This is a genomic window from Ectothiorhodospira lacustris (assembly GCF_022227785.1).
Lineage (GTDB): Bacteria > Pseudomonadota > Gammaproteobacteria > Ectothiorhodospirales > Ectothiorhodospiraceae > Ectothiorhodospira > Ectothiorhodospira lacustris.
The window spans coordinates 1-16,857 of sequence record NZ_JAJNQM010000028.1; the positions used below are offsets into that span (position 1 = coordinate 1).

Sequence of the window (16,857 nt, forward strand, 5' to 3'; positions counted from 1 at the left end):
GGGTGCCCCTGGCTAACGGGGCCGTACGGGGGGGGGGGGGGGGGCTGGCCGCCGGCGCGCTGGCGGCCACCGGCCCCGCGGGGGTGGGGCGTTTCCTGGAGATGTCCCGTCGTCTCAAATGGTTCTTTCTCTCCATCATCCTGATCTTCGGCTGGTTTACTCCGGGCACACCACTGCTGGAATGGGCGGGGGCCTGGTCCCCGGCCCGGGAAGGTCTGGTGATGGGCCTGCAGCGCACCCTGGTGCTGGTGCTGGCGGTGGCCGCGGTGGTCTGGTTGCTGCAGGTCACCTCACGGGAATCCCTGGTCAAGGGCCTGTTGTGGCTCACCCGCCCCCTGGCGCCGCTGGGCCTGCCCAGGGAGCGCTTCGCCGTTCGCCTGGTATTGACCCTGGAGGCGTTGCCCCAGGTGCGTATCCTGGTTGCGGCCGGCCGCCCCGAGAGACCGCCGGAAGGCGCCATGGCCCGGCTTCAGGGATTGGGCCGTCGTGCCACCGGCCTGTTCAGCGAGGTACTGGAGCAGGCGGAAAAGGCGCCGCTCGAGCCCATTCATCTCGATCCCGCGCCGCCGCCGGGACTGCGTCAGTGGCTGCTGCTGTGCCTGATTCTCCTGCCGCTGCTGCTGGCCGCCCTGCACTGATTCCGGGAACTGGTATCATCCCGCCTCCCATTCATGCCCTGCGAATCCAATGAACCATACCCCGCGTCGACTGGCGATCGGACTTGAATACGACGGCTCCGGATTCCGGGGTTGGCAGCAGCAGAAGGATGGCCGCACCATCCAGCCCCTGGTGGAAAAGGCTCTGGCCAAGGTGGCCGATCATCCAGTGCAGGTGACCTGTGCCGGCCGTACCGATGCCGGGGTGCATGCCACCTGCCAGATCGTGCATTTCGATACCACGGCCGAACGTCCGCCCCATGCCTGGCTGCTGGGCGGCAACAGCAATCTGACGCGGGAGATCGGTCTGCAATGGGTCAGGCCCGTGGCGCCGGATTTCCACGCCCGGTTTTCCGCCCGCTGGCGCCGCTATCGCTATGTCTTCCTGAACCGGGTGGCCCGGCCCGCCATCCTGCGGGGGCGGGTGACCTGGTATCACCGGCCCCTGGCGGCGGAGCCCATGCACGAGGCCGCTCAGCATCTGCTGGGCGAACACGATTTCAGCAGTTTCCGCGCCCTGGGTTGCCAGGCCCGTCATCCCATCCGGGAGGTGCAGTCGGTCTCGGTGACCCGCGACGGGGATTTCATCTATCTGGACATTCGCGCTAATGCCTTTTTGCATCATATGGTGCGCAATATCGCCGGGGCGCTCATGTGCGTGGGCCGGGGAGAGCGGCCCAGCGAGTGGCTGGCGGAGCTGCGGGAGGCCCGGGATCGCAGTCAGGGCGGGGTGACGGCGCCACCGGATGGTCTGTACCTGGTTCAGGTAGGTTATGACGAGCAATTCGACCTGCATCCGCAGGCGGTCATTCCCCGTTACGGCTTTGTGTAGCTGTTCCCTTCCCGACATTCCCCTGTGGGAAGCCCCACATTCGTACTGACTGATCTTTTTAAAATCTAATAAAAACAGTGAAATAAAACTATATAAAGACTGGGCACAAGTCTTGCATTCCTCCTGGAAAACCAAGTCAATCCCGCTGCGGCGGGCACCCTGGGAGGATTGTGATGGACCCAAAGCCCCACAGAATCATTGAGATCCCCGTCACCGTCCAGGGCGGGTGCTCCAACCCCAAGCCCAGTGCCGGTTCCGGCTGCGGTACCGGTCAGAATGGGGGGTTGCCTGCCCATATTCAGGCCAAGATCCAGGATCATCCCTGTTACTCGGAAGAGGCCCACCACCACTTTGCCCGTATGCATCTGGCGGTGGCCCCGGCCTGCAACATCCAGTGCCATTACTGCAACCGCAAGTACGACTGCTCCAATGAGTCCCGCCCCGGCGTGGTGTCCGAGGTGCTCAAGCCGGCCCAGGCCATCCATAAGGCCCTCACCGTCGCGGCCGGCATTCCCGAAATGACCGTGGTGGGCATCGCCGGTCCCGGTGATGCCTTGGCCAATCCCACCCGCACCTTCGCCACCTTCCGCGGCATTCGGGAGCAGGACCCCGGCATCAAGCTTTGCCTGTCCACCAACGGTCTGGCACTACCCCAGCATGTGGATGAACTGGTCGCGCTGGGCGTGGACCACGTCACCATCACCATCAACAGCATCGATCCTGAGATCGGTGCCCGCATCCACCCCTGGATACTGTGGGAGCGTCGGCGGGTGTTCGGACGGGAAGGGGCGGAGATCCTGATTCGTCAGCAGCAGAAAGGCCTGGAGATGCTGGTGGAGCAGGGTGTCCTGGTGAAGGTGAACTCGGTCATGATCCCGGACATCAATGATCGCCATCTCAAGGAAGTCTCCCGCATGGTCAAGGAAAAGGGGGCCTTCCTGCACAATGTCATGCCCCTGATCTCCGATCCGGCCCATGGCACCTATTTCGGTCTCAACGGCCGGCGCGGACCCACGGAAGCGGAGCTATCCGCCCTGCGGGATGAGTGCGGGGGCAACATGAACATGATGCGCCATTGTCGCCAGTGTCGTGCCGACGCGGTGGGTATGCTGGGTGAGGATCGGGGCGAGGAATTCAGCCTGGAGCGCATCGATCAGGCCCCGCTGAATTATGACGTGGTCCGTGAACGCCGGGATCAGGTTCAGGCCTCGATTCGTGAACGCATGGCGGCGCGCAAGCGCCAGGGGGACACTGTGACTTCAATGCCATCGGCAAGGCCTGTCGCGCAACAGACAACGCGCCCGGTGCTGATGGCGGTCGCCACCAAAGGGGGGGGGCTGGTCAATCAGCATTTCGGGTATGCCCGGGAGTTCCTGATCTACAAGGCCACGCCGGAAGGGGTCCGTTTCGAGGGGCACCGTCGGGCGGACCTGTACTGCTCCGGACCGGATGCCTGCAATGACCGGACCCAGGTGCTGGCCAGCACGGTGCGTGCCCTGGAGGACTGCGAGGTGCTGCTTTGCGCCCGTATCGGTATCGAGCCCTGGTCGGTGCTGGAGGCGGCCGGGATCATGCCCAACGGTGAACACGCCATGGCACCCATTGAGGATGCGGTGATGGCCGTGTACCGGGAGATGATGGCCGCCGGCCGCCTGGACATGTCCGAGCGCGAGGCCATTCAATGTGCCTGATCGCCACCCTGCGCGTGCGGCCGTCCCGACGGCAGGCATGGCAGGCAACATGAGGATGTCTCCATGACACCGAACATGGCAGCGTCGTATTGCGAAACGCCCGTGGCAGTGGGCACCGTGCATTGGAAGAAGATCCCCCATGGTCACCGTCATACCACCGGTCGGCCCCTGATCCACGGCCGGGATGCTCCTGTTGCCGACGGTCCTGAGGGCAGGGCGGACACCCTTCACGACCGGGTGCTTGCCCACACCGGGGGGCTGCCCAACGATGGCCTGCTGGCCTGTCTGCTGTCCGCCTGGGTAGGGGGACGCAGCGTCTTGCCGGTCCACATGGGGCTGTCCGGCAGCGAATACCGGCAGCTGCTCGGCCGTCACTTCCCCGGGCTGATGCTCAATCCCCCGGCCCTGGAGCCGGTGGAGGTCCAGCGTATGGATGAGCGGCGGGAACTGCGCGAACTGCTGCTGTCCCATCGCCGGGGGCAGGATCCCTCGGAGGTCTGGCTGGCGGGTATCGTGGCCGCCGCCTGCATGGGGCCGGATCACCTCTGGCAGGACCTGGGGCTGCAGAGCCGCGATCAACTTTCCTGGTTGATGCGGGACAACTTCCCGGGACTGGTCGAACTCAATGACCGGGACATGAAGTGGAAGAAGTTTCTCTATCGCCAGCTGTGCCTGGCGGAAGGCATCCTGATCTGCCGGTCACCGTCCTGCGAGGTCTGTCAGGATCATGCGGTGTGCTTCGGGCCGGAGGTCTAATTGTCGGGAAACGCGCTGCAACGCGGACTGGGTGCCTATCTGGGGCTGGCCGTGGGGGATGCCCTGGGGGCGACGGTGGAGTTCATGACCCCACGGGAGATCCAGGCTGATCACGGGGTGCATCGGCGCATCATCGGCGGCGGCTGGCTGCACCTCAAACCCGGCACAGTGACCGACGACACCACTATGAGCCTGGCCCTGGGCAGGGCGATTCTGGCGTCCGATACCCTGGACGGGGTGGCCATGGCCGAGGCCTTCAGTCAATGGATGCGGGATCGCCCGGTGGATATCGGTCATACCGTGCGCCGCGGCATCATCCGTTATCGCCGGACCGGCGAGATCGAGACGCCCCTCAACGACAATGATGCCGGCAATGGCGCCTGCATGCGCGTTCTGCCCGTGGTGCTGGCGACCCTGGACCAGTCCCTGGACGCCCTCAATGAAGCCTGTTATCTGCAGGGACGGATCACCCACCACCATCCCCTGTCCGATGCGGGGACGGTCTGCGTGGCGACCATGGTACGGATGGCCATCCAGGGTTGCGGCCCCGCGGATCTGATCCAGGGGCCGGTGGAGGCCCTGGTGACGGCCCATCCGGAGTTCCGGTTTCGGGGCAAGCGGGAGGAAAACCCCAGCGGGTTCATCGTCCACACCCTGAGGGCGGTGTTTCAGGCCCTGTTCGACACGGACAACTTTGAAGACTGCCTGGTGGACGTGGTTAATCGGGGCGGGGATGCGGATACCACCGGGGCCATCGCCGGGATGATTGCCGGTGCCCTGTACGGTGAGGCGTCCATTCCTCACCCATGGCGAAGTGCCCTGGATGGCCGGGTGGCGGAAGCTGTCACCACCCAGGCCCAAGCATTGATGGCGGGCGACTGTCTCCCCGCTTAGCCGGCGTATACCCGCGATGCGGCAGGCATGGCATGGCCGCGCTCGATGGGGGCGTTCATTTCCAGCAGCACCGCTTCCAGGGCATGCAGGCAGAGTTGCACGTTCTTGCGGTTGCAGCCAAAGCCCATCAGGCCGATGCGCCAGATCCTGCCCGCCAGCGGCCCCAGTCCGGCGCCGATTTCCAGGCCGTAGCGCTCCAGCAGCAGACCGCGCACCCGGGCTTCGTCCACGCCGTCGGGCACCTTCACCGCATTGAGCTGGGGCAGGCGGTGGGCCTCGTCCACCAGCAGGTTCAGACCCATGGCCTGTAGGCCCGCCTTCAGGGCCTCGTGATGATGCCGGTGCCGCGCCCAGGCATTCTCCAGACCTTCTTCCTGCAGCAGTACCAGGGCCTCGTGGAGGGCATAGAGGGCATTGATGGGCGCGGTGTGGTGATAGGCCCGCTTGGCATTGGGACCCCAGTAGCCCATGACCAGGTTCAGGTCCATGAACCAGCTCTGCACCGGATGCTTGCGTCCCTTGATGCGGGCCACTGCGGCCTCGCTGAAACTCACCGGCGCCAGCCCCGGGGTGCAGGACAGGCACTTCTGGGTGCCGGAGTAGATGGCGTCCACGCCCCAGTCGTCCACCCGCAGTTCACAACCACCCAGGCCGGTGACGGTGTCTACGATCACCAGGCAGTCATGGGCATGGGCCACCTGGGCGAGGGTCTTCACATCGGAGCAGGCCCCGGTGGAGGTCTCGGCGTGGACGAAGGCCACCAGACGGGCATCGGGGTGGGCCTTGAGGGTGTCTTCCAGCTGTTGGGGGTCCACCGGACGACCCCACTCACACTCCACCACCACCGGGGTGCCGCCGCAGCGTTCCACGTTTTCCTTCATGCGCATGCCGAACACGCCGTTGATGCACACCACCACGGTGTCGCCGGGTTCCACCAGGTTGACGAAGCAGGTCTCCATGCCGGCGGAACCGGGGGCAGAGACGGGCAGGGTCAGGGCATTCCGGGTCTGGAAGGCATACTGCAGGAGGCCTTTCATCTGATCCATCATGCCGACGAAGGCCGGGTCCAGGTGACCGATGATGGGACGGCTCATGGCAGCCAGCACCCGGGGGGCGATATCGGAGGGGCCGGGGCCCATCAGGGTGCGAACGGGGGGATGGAAGGACTGGATGGTCATGGCACGTCCTGTCAGAAGTGGTTGTGTATTATGGTAGGAATTTTCCAAATGGGCCGGAGTATACGAAGCTGGCGCTGAAGTGAGCAAGTCGACCGAGTACCCCTGGCCGTGCAGGGTCGCCATCGCGGGTGGGAAACCGAGCGCGTTGTACAGCCGCGGCAGTTCGCCAATGGCAGCATCTCTTAGCACACTGATCGCCGTGACTGCCGCCATGGTGCCGGTCAGCGTGCGGCTGCAACGGCCGTTGCGCCAGGCTGGCAAGGGTGAACTGGTCGCGCAGGCCAGAAATAGCTGGTCAGTCCCAGAACCTGGTTAAAGTCCCGTTCGGCCAGACGCAGCTCATCCAGGCCCTGGCTCAGCAGGACGCGGACACTGGCCAGGCCGACATCGCCGCTGGCGCCGAGGATGCCGATCAACATGGCTGCACCTGCGCTTTCAGGCGCCAGCCGCTGGCACGTTGGCGGTCGTGCCAGAACCCGGCATAGCGGCCATTGCGGGCCAGCAACTGGGCGTGGGTGCCCGTTTCGATCAGGCGACCCTCCTCGAGCACGAGGATCTGATCGGCGGCCATGATGGTCGGCAAACGATGAGCGATCACCAGTACCGTGGAGCTCTGCATCAGGGTGCGGATGGCCGTCTGGACGTAGGCCTCGTTGTGCGGATCGAGGGCAGCGGTGGCCTCATCGAGCAGTACGATAGGCGCACGTTTGAGCAGGGCTCTGGCCAGCGACACCCGCTGACGTTCGCCGCCGGATAGCGCGGCGCCGCCTTCGCCTACCGGGGTGTTCCAGCCCAGTGGCAGACGCGCGACGATTTCATCGACCCCGGCCAGCCGTGCCGCGTCCGCCACCTGCTCCATGCTGGCGTGCGGGTTGCCGACGCGGATGTTGGCCTCCAGGCTGTCGTCGAACAGGTAGACGTCCTGCATCACCAGGGACAGCTGTGCCATCAGGGCTTCGTTGGTCAGTTCGCGCACATCCACGCCACCGACCTTGACGCTGCCTTCGGTGGCATCGAAGAAACGCATCAGCAGCCGAGTGACGGTGGTCTTGCCCGAGCCCGAGGCGCCGACGATGGCGGTCATCGAATGAGCCGGCACCTGGAAGCTCAGGTCGCGTAGCACCGTTGGACCGCCTGGGTAAGCGAAACTGACGTGCTCAAAGGACAGGCTACCGGGGGCGCTAAGCGGGCGGCTGACAGCGGGCTGCGCCAGCGGCGGCTCGCGCAGGATGCCTGCCAGGTGTTCGAGGTCGTTACCGGCCATGCGCAGCAAGCCGCTGCGGGCGGCCGCTTCGGCCAGCGGACCGACGAAACGCGCCGACAGGGCCAGCAAGGCGATCAGTTCGATGGCATCGATCTGGCTATGAACGACCAAGGCAATCCCTACCCCCACCAGCAGGGCGAACGCCAGTTGCACGCTCAGGCCGCCGGCCAGCAGCTTGGGGAAGGTGTGCGCCAGCATGGAGCCGCCGGCCTGATGCTGCGCCTGGTTGGCGTCCTGCAGCGGTCGATAGCCTTCCTGGGTCCTGCCAAAGGCACGCAGCACCTGCTGATAGCGGGCGAACTCCACCACGCGGTTGCCGGCCAGGGTGGCGGCGGCCTCGACGCGCGCATCGGTACTGCCAATGGCCGCGGCCGACCAGCGATGAGTCCAGTAAATCAGCGGAGCACAGAGCATCGCTGTCAGACCCAGTCGCCAGTCGAAGACGAACAGGGTCAAGGCCACGGTGGCGGGCACCACCACCCCGGACACTACCGGGCCCAGATAATGGGCGAACAGGCCGGTGACCATCAGCGTCCCGCTGGTGGCGCTGCGGGACAGGCGGCCGACCTTTTCCGAATCGAACCAGCCCAGCGGCAGGCTGACCAGGTGCTGGCCGAGGCGATCATGCAAGGTGGTCAGCACCACCAGGGCCAGGGCAAAACCCTTCATGGCCTGTTGGTAATGGGCGATGCACGTCAGTACCACCAGTGCTGCCAGGCCGGCCAGCCAGGTCATGGCGGTGCTCAGGTCATTGGCCAGCAGCGCGCGCAGGATCGGCACCAGCAAGGCCACGGCCACACCTTGCAGCACGGCGCTGGCCACCAGCCAGGCGAGATAGCGGTAAAGACGGGCGGTATGGGCCGGGCCCAGCAATGTGCGAAGACTACGGATCACAGGGACATTTCCAGGTTGGGGGCGGTGGTTTCGGCGCTGGCGCGCCATAGCCGGGCATAGGCGCCGTTCGCTTCGAGCAGTTGCTCGTGGCGGCCGCGCTCGACCACCCGCCCCCGATCGAGAACGACGATCTGATCCACGCCGCGGATGCTCGCCAGACGATGGGCGATCACCAGAACCGTGCGTCCCTGGGCGAGCACCGACAGCGCATCCTGGATTTGTGCCTCGGATTCGGGGTCGGCATGGGAGGTGGCTTCATCGAGGATCAGCACTGGCGTATCGGCCAGCAGGGTGCGGGCTATGGACAGCCGCTGCGCTTCCCCGCCGGAGAATATCGCGTCCTCGCCGATCACCGACTGGTAGCCCCGGGGCAGGGCCAGGATGCGCTGATGAATCCGCGCCGATTCTGCGGCGGCCTGCATCTCCTGCTCGCTGGCGTTCGGTCGGCCCAGACGCAGGTTGTCGGCGACGCTGCCGTGCACCAGTTGCGCGTCCTGCAACACGAAGCCTACGTGCCGATACAGCTGCCGCGGGTCTATTTCCCGCACGTCGGCACTGCCGACCATGACACGCCCGGCGCTGACGTCATGAAAGCGCGGCACCAGCTTGGCCAGGGTCGATTTACCGGCGCCGGAGGCTCCCACCAGGGCGGTTATGCTGCCTGCCGGACAGTGCAGATCGACGCCGGTGAGAATCGGATGCTCGGGGTCGTAGCCGAACTGCACCCGCTCGAAGGTAATGTCGCTGCCTTGCGGCTGTACGCAGACCTTCGGCACGGGCAGTTCTTCGACGGCGAGCAGGGTCTCGATCCGTCCGGCAGCGGCCAGGGCCGTGCGTTGGGCGGTCAGACTCTGATTGATCACCAGCAGCGACTGTGGGATGAACACTGCCACCAGGGTTTCGGCGAATAGCTGCAATGGGGTGATCCAGCCTTTGGCCAGTAATAGGCTGCCCACTCCCAGGCTTGCCAGCAGGATCACCGGCACGCTCAGGGCCATGGAGGAAAACGCCTCCAGGCGCAGCAGCGGCCGGATCCATCCGGCGTACTGCTCGCCGAACTGGCTGACCGCATGCTGATAGCTGCGATGGGCCTGACCCGTCTGGCCAAAGGCCTTGACCACGGCGATGCCATGGACGAACTCGACGATGGCGGCACTGACCCGGGTCATGCTCTTGTCCAGCAGCTGCATCTTGCTGCCGAAGCCGCGCATCATCAGGGCGTAGGCCATGGCGTAGATGGGCAAGGTCAATACCGCCAGCAGCGCCAGGCGCCAGTTCAGCCAGGCCAGCCAGGCCAACCCGGCCAGAGGTGTGACAATCGCGGCGGTGAGCTCTACGGCATGATGGGCGACCAGGTGGTGCAGGTCTTCGAGGTCGTCCTGCACCACCTTACGCACGGCGCCGGAGGTGGTGTCGTTGTACCAGCCCAGGGACACGCGCCCCAGTTTGCTGACCATGGCCTCGCGCAGGCTGGCTTGCAGGCGGTGGTCGGCCAGGTGGGTCAGCCACAGGGCCAGCCCATTGGCCATCCAGCCCAGGCTCAGGCCGAGTACCACCAGCGCAGCCCACAGCCACAACGAATGGAGGGCGTTGTCGCCGGCCAGCAACAAGCGACCCAGTTCGGTCAGCGCGACGAAGGGCAGCAGGTTGACCAGTGCTCCGACGGCGGCGAACAGCACGCCGATTCGAATCAGGCCATTGACCGGGCGTTTGAGGGTTTTCAAGGCGGTTGTCATGAGTTTTTCCGCAGGGCCTCGAGCAGATGCGCGGTCACGATGTGCACATGGGGCGGTTCGATCACGCTGAAGTGTTGGCGCAGGCATGGGTTCAGGTGACTACATGAGGAGGATGCTAGCCATTCGCATTTGTTCGACTACCCGGATCGAATCGTTTTAGCCCCGTATCCGTTTTCCGGATTTGCCTTCGGACAGGAGGGAGCTTGGCGGGGAGCAGGCGGAGTTAACGCGATACGGTTGGAAAATGACTCGGATCGGGTAGAGCTCGTCGCCTGCCTTGTCTACAGTCGCCCACCTGCCCTTTTCGCAGGGACTGTGTCTCCCTCTCACAAGCGCCGTCCGGCAGGCTCGGGTTGTCTCGAGATACTCGGCATTGGCGTGTCGCTCATGGGATTGCCGATGTCGATCGATGCGGGTTTACAAGTTCGAGGTCTACGCAAGCGCTACGCCAACGGCGTCCAGGCGCTACGCAATGTGGACCTGAGCATCGAGCCGGGCATGTATGGGTTGCTCGGACCCAACGGTGCCGGCAAGAGCAGCCTGATGCGTACCTTGGCGACTTTGCAGCAGCCGGATGCCGGCAGCATTCACTTGGACGGTGTGGATGTGCTGGCCGATTCCGATCACCTGCGTCGGCGCCTGGGCTACTTGCCGCAGCAACTGGGGGCTTATCCGGGCGTCAGCGCACGGGATCTGCTGGACCGTTTTGCCTGGCTCAAGGGACGTACCGACGCGCGCCAGCGTCGGCAGGAGATCGCAGGGTTGCTCGAGAAGGTCAACCTGACAGAGGCGGCGCATCGCGCCCTGGCGACCTATTCGGGCGGCATGCTGCGCCGGTTCGGCATCGCCATGGCGCTGGTGGGTTCGCCGCGACTGTTGATCGTCGATGAACCTACGGCGGGCCTGGATCCGGCTGAGCGCAATCGCTTTCATCGGGTGCTGGCGGATGTTGCGGCCGAGGCTATCGTGCTGCTGTCCACCCATATCGTCGAGGATGTCGAGAACCTGTGCAGCCGCCTGGCGGTACTGGCCGGCGGACAGATCATCGTCGAGGGGCGCCCGGCGGATCTGCTCCGTGCCGAGCAGGGCAGGCTGTGGGAGGCTTTGTTCGGTCGAGGCGAACCCCTCCCTGACGCGCTGCATGTAGCGGCCAGCCCCGAGGGCAGCCGTGTCATCGTGCACGGCGAGCGCCCCGCCGATCCGCGTTTCACGCCCCATGCGCCACGCCTGGAGGACATCTATTACCTGGCGCTGGCCCAGGCAGGCGAGGCGTCAGGCGCATGAATACCTTCGCTTTGCTGATGCGCGAGGCCGTGGTCGAGGTGCGCGCAGGGCTGCGTAGCGGCATCCCTGTATTGGTGTTCTTCGGCCTCACCGGTTATCTGCTGATGGCGCTGACCAACGCCGACTATGTGCAGAAGATGGGGGCCAGCGAGATCGCCCGCAACGCCCCCAGCCTGATCTATCTGATGTCCTGTGGTTGTATGTTTTTCCTGTTCTTCGCCTGGGCCTGGGTCTTCGCCCAGCCGGCTCTGCGCGATCGCAAGGCGCAGTTGGAAGAGGTCGTGCTGGCACTGCCGCTGTCGTTGCCGGCGCTGCTGTGGGGACGCTTCATCGGCGCCGCGGTGGTCGGCGCGCTGCTCGCCAGTTCGTTGATCATCGGATTTATCTTCAGCCCGATACTGGGTTGGCTCGGTTGGGTGCCAATGGCGAGCATCGGCGCACCTGCCTGGTCGGCCCTGTTCTTCGCCTGGGTCGCCTTGCTGCTGCCGGTCAGTAGTGGGATTGGCGCGCTGTACTATCTGTTGGCCTTGCGCAGCCGTGGCCTGGCCGCACCCTTCGCACTGGCGACTGTACTGATGCTGTTGTGGATGTTCGCGGTGGTAGTGCTCAAGGGGGGCGATATCAATCCGCTGCTGGCCGCCAGCCTCGACCCCTCGTTGTTCACCTTTGCCCTGGCCCAGGTGGAGACCTGGACGGCAGCGCAGAAGTCGCAGTCGCTGCTGGCATTGACCTCTGGGTTCTGGTTGAACCGGGCACTGTGGTGCGTGCTGCCACTGATTCTGCTCACCGTGGTGTTGGCGCGTACCAGCCGGCAAGGTTTGATGGGGCGTCGTGCCGGCGCGTTGCTGGCCGAACCGCCGATGCGCTTGGCCGTCGACACCCGCTTACCTGGCCCATTGCTGGCCATCCATTGGTCGCAGGCCTTGTGGTACGAGACCTGTTGGCAGATCCGGCAGGTATTCGCCCGCAGGATCTGGTGGGTCGCCCTCGGGCTACTGTTGGTGATGGGGTTGCTCAGTGGTTTCGTCCACGTTGTATGGCATGTCCGCGGGCCCATGGTGCCACGGGCGGATCTGACACTGCCGCTGCTGTCCAGTGCGCTTTTCCTGGTGATCGCCTTTATCGTCGCGGCTTTGGTCGGCCTGGTCTGTCGACGCGACGATGTCGAGGGTCTGGGCGAGATGTTGCAGGCCACGCCAGCGCCGATATGGCTGCGTTTATTGGGGCGAGTGGGCTGTGTATCGTTGGCGACGCTGCTGCTGGCTTTGGTGCCGGGTATCGCGAGCCTGCTGATCAGCGCCATCGCAGCTCCAGACAGTCTCGCACCGGGATTTGTACTGATCTACCAATTGCTGGTGTTCACCCCTCCCTTGATGGAGTTGGCGCTGCTGACGGTGCTGGTGCACGCCTTGATTCGTCGCAGCGGCCTGGCCTATGCCACCTCTATGCTGCTGACGTTCTTCCTGGTGCTCAACCACGAACTGGGTCTGGTCAGTTACCCGGCCTATGAAATGGGGATTCCAGCCCATGTCGCCTTGTCTCGGATGACGGGCTGGGCGCCTTGGTGGCCATACCTGACAACCCTGACGACCTGGAAACTGGCCGGGTGCCTGGTGCTGTTGGCGGTGGCCGCCCTGGGCTTGCCGCGTGGCCCGGAACGGCGGCGCATTGCCCTGGTACGCGCGCGTTTGCTCGGAGTGCCTGGCGTGCTGCTGGCGTTGGGCATCATGGGCATGCTCGGTAGCGGTGCGTGGCTCCATCGGCATCTGGTGGAGCAGGGCGATTACCTGTCCCCGACTCAGGACCGTGCCGAACGCGCCGCCTGGGAACAGCGCTGGCTGGCTGGCGCCGGGGCCTGGCAAGTAGCCGGTGGCCGCCTGCAGTTGAATATCGATAGCCTGAATCGCCAGGTCGAGGGTCAGTGGCGCCTGGATCAGGTCATTGCCGACAGTCGCCATCTGGATGCAGAACTACCACAAGGTTTGCGGGTGACGGCAGCTCGCGTGATGGGCCAGGCGGTGAACGTCGAACAGGAGGTGCAACACCTGCGAGTGCCTTTGGGGCAATGCGCCGCTACCGGCTGCGACGTGGAGCTGCACTGGATCCTGAGCGCGGCCGGATGGCCGAGCGAAGGTGAGAACTTCTGGCTGGGTCCGCAAGGTGTCTGGCTGGAGGCGCGCCGTGTTGTTCCGCGTCTGGGCTTCGATAGTGAGCGCTGGCTGCGCGTGCCCGCGCACCGTGTCGACGCAGGCTTGACCGCGCAGTTGCCGGTATTGCCAGCAGGTTCGGCCGTTGCCGTGCAAGCCGTGGCGCCTGCAGGTGCATGGCAGTGGCTGATCAAGGTGAACGGTCATGCCGTCAGCGCCAGTAGCGAGGCTCCACTGGACTTCGCGTACGCCTGGCCGACAGGACACTCCGCGATAGCGCTGGATGACGTGCAGGTGCTAGCCGATGGCAGCCGCTTGCAAACCAGCCTCGACGTGCGCGAAGACCTGGAAGTCATGGCTGCCTGTGTGGCACGGCGCCTGGGCAGCAGTCCCAGTGTCGATGCGTTGAGCCAGTGGCCGACCGGCATGGGAATCAGCCGCTTGAGCAACGGGCATCTGCTGCTCGCTCAGTCACCCGCTTGGGACGTCGCGGCGGAGGGCGTCGGTCGCTGGGCTCGGCGTGCGCATATCGCCGAGTTGCTGGCGCGCCGTGTGCTGCTCGATGCCAGCGATCTGCGTCAGTGGCCCGGATACCAGTGGCTCAGCCAGGGAGTGGCCGGCGCTATCGGCTTGCTGTGCGTAGGCGATGTGGATGGTCCGCAAGCGCGGTCGGCACTGGTGAAGCTCAAGGCTGACGACCTGATCTTGGCCCTGGGGCGCGACGGTGAGCCTGTCGGCACCTTGTCCGAGGCCCGTGAGCTTGGCTGGGCAGAGTTCTATGCACCATTGGCCAGCCTGGACTGGGTTGCCAGGCAATCTCCAGAAGAACTTATGGCGCTGACCGCCGAGACCCGTACCGGTCAGCAATGGCCGGCCACTGTACAGGACCTGCTGGGGGCGCCCTCAGATCAAACCGTAGCCGAGGCGCTCAGGCGCTGGAGCGCGCCGTGATGAGTTCGATCCACTGTACTTTTCCCATTGGAGCCTTTGTCCATGCCATCTCGATACTCTCTCAAGCCGTCACGCCGTCCTGCACGATGGCGGCCCAACGCTTTGACACAAGCTTTGGCCCTTGGCCTTTCCTGTCAGATATACCCGGCCCTTGCCGCGGACCATCAGTTGGAGGGTAGCAGTGACGATGCCATCGAGATGGCGCCTCTGACGGTCAGCGCCCGGTTGAGCCAGGAGAGCGCCAGTGATATTCCCTTCGGCCTTTCGGTGATCGATGGGCAAACCTTGGAAACTCGCCGTTTGCGCACGCTCGAGGACGCGCTGCGAACCATACCGGGGGTGGATGTCAATTCTTGGGGCGGCGCCAATGACGCCAACGTACGCATTCGTGGGGTCGGCTCGCTGAACCAGATGAGCATGGATGACGGCTCGGTGGTGCTCAATATCGACGGTGTGTCCATGTCGGTGCGTAACGCCGCACTGGCTACCCTGGATGTGCAGCAAGTAGAAGTGTTGAAGGGGCCCCAAGGCACTCTGTTCGGGCGTAATAGCGAAGCCGGTGCGATCAACGTCACTACCCGTAAACCGACCCGCCACCTGGAAGGTTACGCACGCGGAGAAGTGGGCAGTCAAGGCCAGTTTATGGCCGAAGGTGCGGTGGGCGGGCCATTGACGGAAACCTTGGCCGGAAGGGCCGCAGTGCGTCGCAGCGGCTTCGACAACTGGGTCGATTCCCAGCAGGACGATGATCCCATGACCAAACCCCGGGATCTAGCCTTGCGCGGTAGCCTGCTCTGGGACAACGACCAAGGCACCACGGGCCTGCTGGTTGCCGAGCGGCAACGGGCGGATCGCTATGCCGGCCTGGAAATGCTCAGGCCCTTTGGCAACCCACCGTCTCTGGATTACACGCCGGGGGTGTTTGATGACAATCAGAAAACCAACGAACGCTACTCCTTCGAGCTGAATCATGATCTGGCGCAGGCACGGATTACCTCCATCAGCGCCTACACCAGCACCGATCTTAATGCGGTCAAAGGCTATGATCGTAACATCACCCGCGCGCTGTTCGGCTCGCCGTTCGAGTACCTTATCGAGGACTCTGCCTATGAGCAGGTATGGAATCAGGATCTGCGCCTGAGTTCGTTGGCCCACTCCGATGTGTTCTGGGTCACCGGGCTCAATCTGTCGCGTTCGGAGCGCAGTTTCGATTCCGACAACTTCACCAGTGGAGCACAGCAGAGGCGCGATTTCAGCACCAACAGTTACGCCGCCTATGGTGAGGTCACTTATCCGATCGCGCAGGACTGGAAACTCACAGCCGGTTTGCGTCATACCTGGGATCGCAAGACTTACGGTGCCGATTACCTCAGTCCCGGCAGCGCGGTCAGCGACAGTCGTCGCCTGCACGACAATTACAGCACCGGCCGGGGCGCGCTGTCCTATGCGCTGACGGATCAGACCAGCCTGTATATGGTGCTCTCCCGAGGCTACAAGTCGGCAGGGTTCAATGATTACGCCACCTCGACCAGGGACAGCGAACCCTATAAGGCGGCCAAGGTTAACGCCGCCGAGCTGGGCTTCAAGCATGAAACCACCGATGGTGCCTTGATTCTTGAAGGCGCGCTGTTCTTTATTCGTGTCCAGGACGATCACTTGCTGGGTTACGACTTCAATACCCTGGCGGTCAGCGCAGTCAACGCCGATACCCGTAGCAAGGGTGCCGAGCTTTCGAGTACCTGGCATGTCAACGACGAGCTCACCCTGAGTGGCGCCGTGAGCTACACCAACGCAGTGGTGACCTCCGATGCGCCGGGGGTATCAGGCGGCGATGTGGCGGCGGGCAATCGAGTGCCGGATGTGCCGTTATGGAGTGGTAATTTCAGTGTCGCATGGCAGAAAAACCTACCGGATTTTCTCGGCCTGACAGCTCCCCGCTTGAATTCCCTGGTCAACTACCGCGTGCAGAAGAGCCGCCCGGCCGACCCGCAGAATCACTACGATCTCAAGGGCTACGCCAAGCTTGATCTACATTTGGGTGTGGAGGTAGGTGTTTCGGAAGTGTATCTGTGGGGAGACAATCTGCTGGATACTCGGTACGACTTGTATGGCTCGTACTCCACTGATCAGGTGTTGACCGGAATGCCCGGACGAGGGCGTTCGGCGGGGGTCGGCTACAGCTACTCGTTCTGATCGCGCATAAATGAGAGAAACAGAGCGGTTTACTAGCAATCACTCGCCAGACTGTCATGGACGTGACGGTCTGGCGGTTCTTCGCCCGGAAACCGCCTTGCTGAGCAACTTCATCGCGGGCTGATCTCTTCCTTGTCGCCGCGAGCTGTTCATGTCTGAACAGCATGCCGGGGTTCCTCGCGTTCGTCCCTGCTCTGACCAAAGCCGTCAAGTGTGGCGGCCATTGGCATCCGATACCGCGCAGAATCAATAGATTGAACCACTTCACCTGATGACTCGGCGCCGCCTCACTATTCCTGTCTGACGCGTCTGGGCTGGTTCGTTGCGCATGGCCAGTGAACCTCATACGAGGCGGCGTGCCAGCATTCAATCAAGATAAAA

At 64.1% G+C, this 16,857-nt stretch carries 12 protein-coding genes; 8 read left to right on the forward strand and 4 right to left on the reverse strand.

Annotated features, from left to right (window positions below):
* From LQ952_RS07200 to draG, 5 genes are all read left to right on the forward strand, one after another.
* On the forward strand, window positions 1-638 hold a 638-nt coding region (locus LQ952_RS07200), incomplete at its 5' end, for a hypothetical protein (RefSeq protein ID WP_347402058.1).
* Window positions 639-687: 49 nt separating this feature from the next.
* Entirely contained in the window at window positions 688-1,488 is an 801-nt protein-coding gene (truA, locus tag LQ952_RS07205; protein ID WP_238621982.1) for a tRNA pseudouridine(38-40) synthase TruA, read from the forward strand.
* 173 nt (window positions 1,489-1,661) lie between these two features.
* Window positions 1,662-3,179, forward strand: a complete 1,518-nt coding sequence (gene nifB / locus LQ952_RS07210) for a nitrogenase cofactor biosynthesis protein NifB (RefSeq protein ID WP_238621983.1) — start codon at window positions 1,662-1,664, stop codon at window positions 3,177-3,179.
* Window positions 3,180-3,242: 63 nt separating this feature from the next.
* A complete protein-coding gene (locus tag LQ952_RS07215; protein WP_238621984.1) occupies window positions 3,243-3,935 on the forward strand; it encodes a nitrogen fixation protein NifQ in 693 nt (230 codons plus the stop codon).
* Window positions 3,936-4,829, forward strand: a complete 894-nt coding sequence (draG, locus tag LQ952_RS07220; RefSeq protein ID WP_238621985.1) for an ADP-ribosyl-[dinitrogen reductase] hydrolase — start codon at window positions 3,936-3,938, stop codon at window positions 4,827-4,829.
* On the opposite strand, the gene LQ952_RS07225 is transcribed toward draG, so the two are convergent.
* The 4 genes from LQ952_RS07225 to LQ952_RS07240 all read right to left on the reverse strand — a co-directional run bounded on the left by LQ952_RS07225 (window position 4,826) and on the right by LQ952_RS07240 (window position 9,901).
* Window positions 4,826-6,007: a pyridoxal-phosphate-dependent aminotransferase family protein gene (locus LQ952_RS07225; protein WP_238621986.1), complete on the reverse strand. Its 1,182-nt coding sequence runs from the start codon at window positions 6,005-6,007 to the stop codon at window positions 4,826-4,828. The two genes, draG and LQ952_RS07225, sit on opposite strands and share 4 nt — an antisense overlap.
* Window positions 6,008-6,228: 221 nt before the next feature.
* Window positions 6,229-6,426 carry a hypothetical protein gene (locus LQ952_RS07230; protein WP_238621987.1) on the reverse strand — a complete coding sequence of 66 codons (198 nt, stop codon included), beginning with the start codon at window positions 6,424-6,426 and terminating at the stop codon, window positions 6,229-6,231.
* Complete coding sequence (locus tag LQ952_RS07235; RefSeq protein WP_238621988.1) at window positions 6,420-8,165, reverse strand: ABC transporter ATP-binding protein; 1,746 nt, start codon at window positions 8,163-8,165, stop codon at window positions 6,420-6,422. Before LQ952_RS07235 ends, LQ952_RS07230 begins: the two co-directional genes overlap by 7 nt.
* On the reverse strand, window positions 8,162-9,901 hold the full coding sequence (locus tag LQ952_RS07240) for an ABC transporter ATP-binding protein (RefSeq protein ID WP_238621989.1): 1,740 nt from the start codon (window positions 9,899-9,901) through the stop codon (window positions 8,162-8,164). Before LQ952_RS07240 ends, LQ952_RS07235 begins: the two co-directional genes overlap by 4 nt.
* A 399-nt stretch (window positions 9,902-10,300) precedes the next feature.
* Between LQ952_RS07240 and LQ952_RS07245 the strand changes: the two genes are divergently transcribed.
* The 3 genes from LQ952_RS07245 (at window position 10,301) to LQ952_RS07255 (ending at window position 16,476) form a co-directional block, all read left to right on the forward strand.
* Entirely contained in the window at window positions 10,301-11,185 is an 885-nt protein-coding gene (locus LQ952_RS07245) for an ABC transporter ATP-binding protein (RefSeq protein WP_238621990.1), read from the forward strand.
* Window positions 11,182-14,283, forward strand: a complete 3,102-nt coding sequence (locus LQ952_RS07250) for an ABC transporter permease (RefSeq protein WP_238621991.1) — start codon at window positions 11,182-11,184, stop codon at window positions 14,281-14,283. Before LQ952_RS07245 ends, LQ952_RS07250 begins: the two co-directional genes overlap by 4 nt.
* A 198-nt stretch (window positions 14,284-14,481) precedes the next feature.
* Entirely contained in the window at window positions 14,482-16,476 is a 1,995-nt protein-coding gene (locus LQ952_RS07255) for a TonB-dependent receptor (RefSeq protein WP_200177118.1), read from the forward strand.
* The last annotated feature ends 381 nt before the right edge of the window (window positions 16,477-16,857 follow it).

Coding starts and splice junctions, on each gene's coding strand:
- LQ952_RS07245 (WP_238621990.1), top strand. CDS start 10,301: ATGTCGATCGATGCGGGTTTACAAGTTCGAGGTCTACGCAAGCGCTAC.
- LQ952_RS07255 (WP_200177118.1), top strand. CDS start 14,482: ATGGCGCCTCTGACGGTCAGCGCCCGGTTGAGCCAGGAGAGCGCCAGT.
- LQ952_RS07225 (WP_238621986.1), bottom strand. CDS start 6,007: ATGACCATCCAGTCCTTCCATCCCCCCGTTCGCACCCTGATGGGCCCC.
- LQ952_RS07215 (WP_238621984.1), top strand. CDS start 3,243: ATGACACCGAACATGGCAGCGTCGTATTGCGAAACGCCCGTGGCAGTG.
- truA (WP_238621982.1), top strand. CDS start 688: ATGAACCATACCCCGCGTCGACTGGCGATCGGACTTGAATACGACGGC.
- LQ952_RS07250 (WP_238621991.1), top strand. CDS start 11,182: ATGAATACCTTCGCTTTGCTGATGCGCGAGGCCGTGGTCGAGGTGCGC.
- LQ952_RS07240 (WP_238621989.1), bottom strand. CDS start 9,901: ATGACAACCGCCTTGAAAACCCTCAAACGCCCGGTCAATGGCCTGATT.
- LQ952_RS07230 (WP_238621987.1), bottom strand. CDS start 6,426: ATGTTGATCGGCATCCTCGGCGCCAGCGGCGATGTCGGCCTGGCCAGT.
- nifB (WP_238621983.1), top strand. CDS start 1,662: ATGGACCCAAAGCCCCACAGAATCATTGAGATCCCCGTCACCGTCCAG.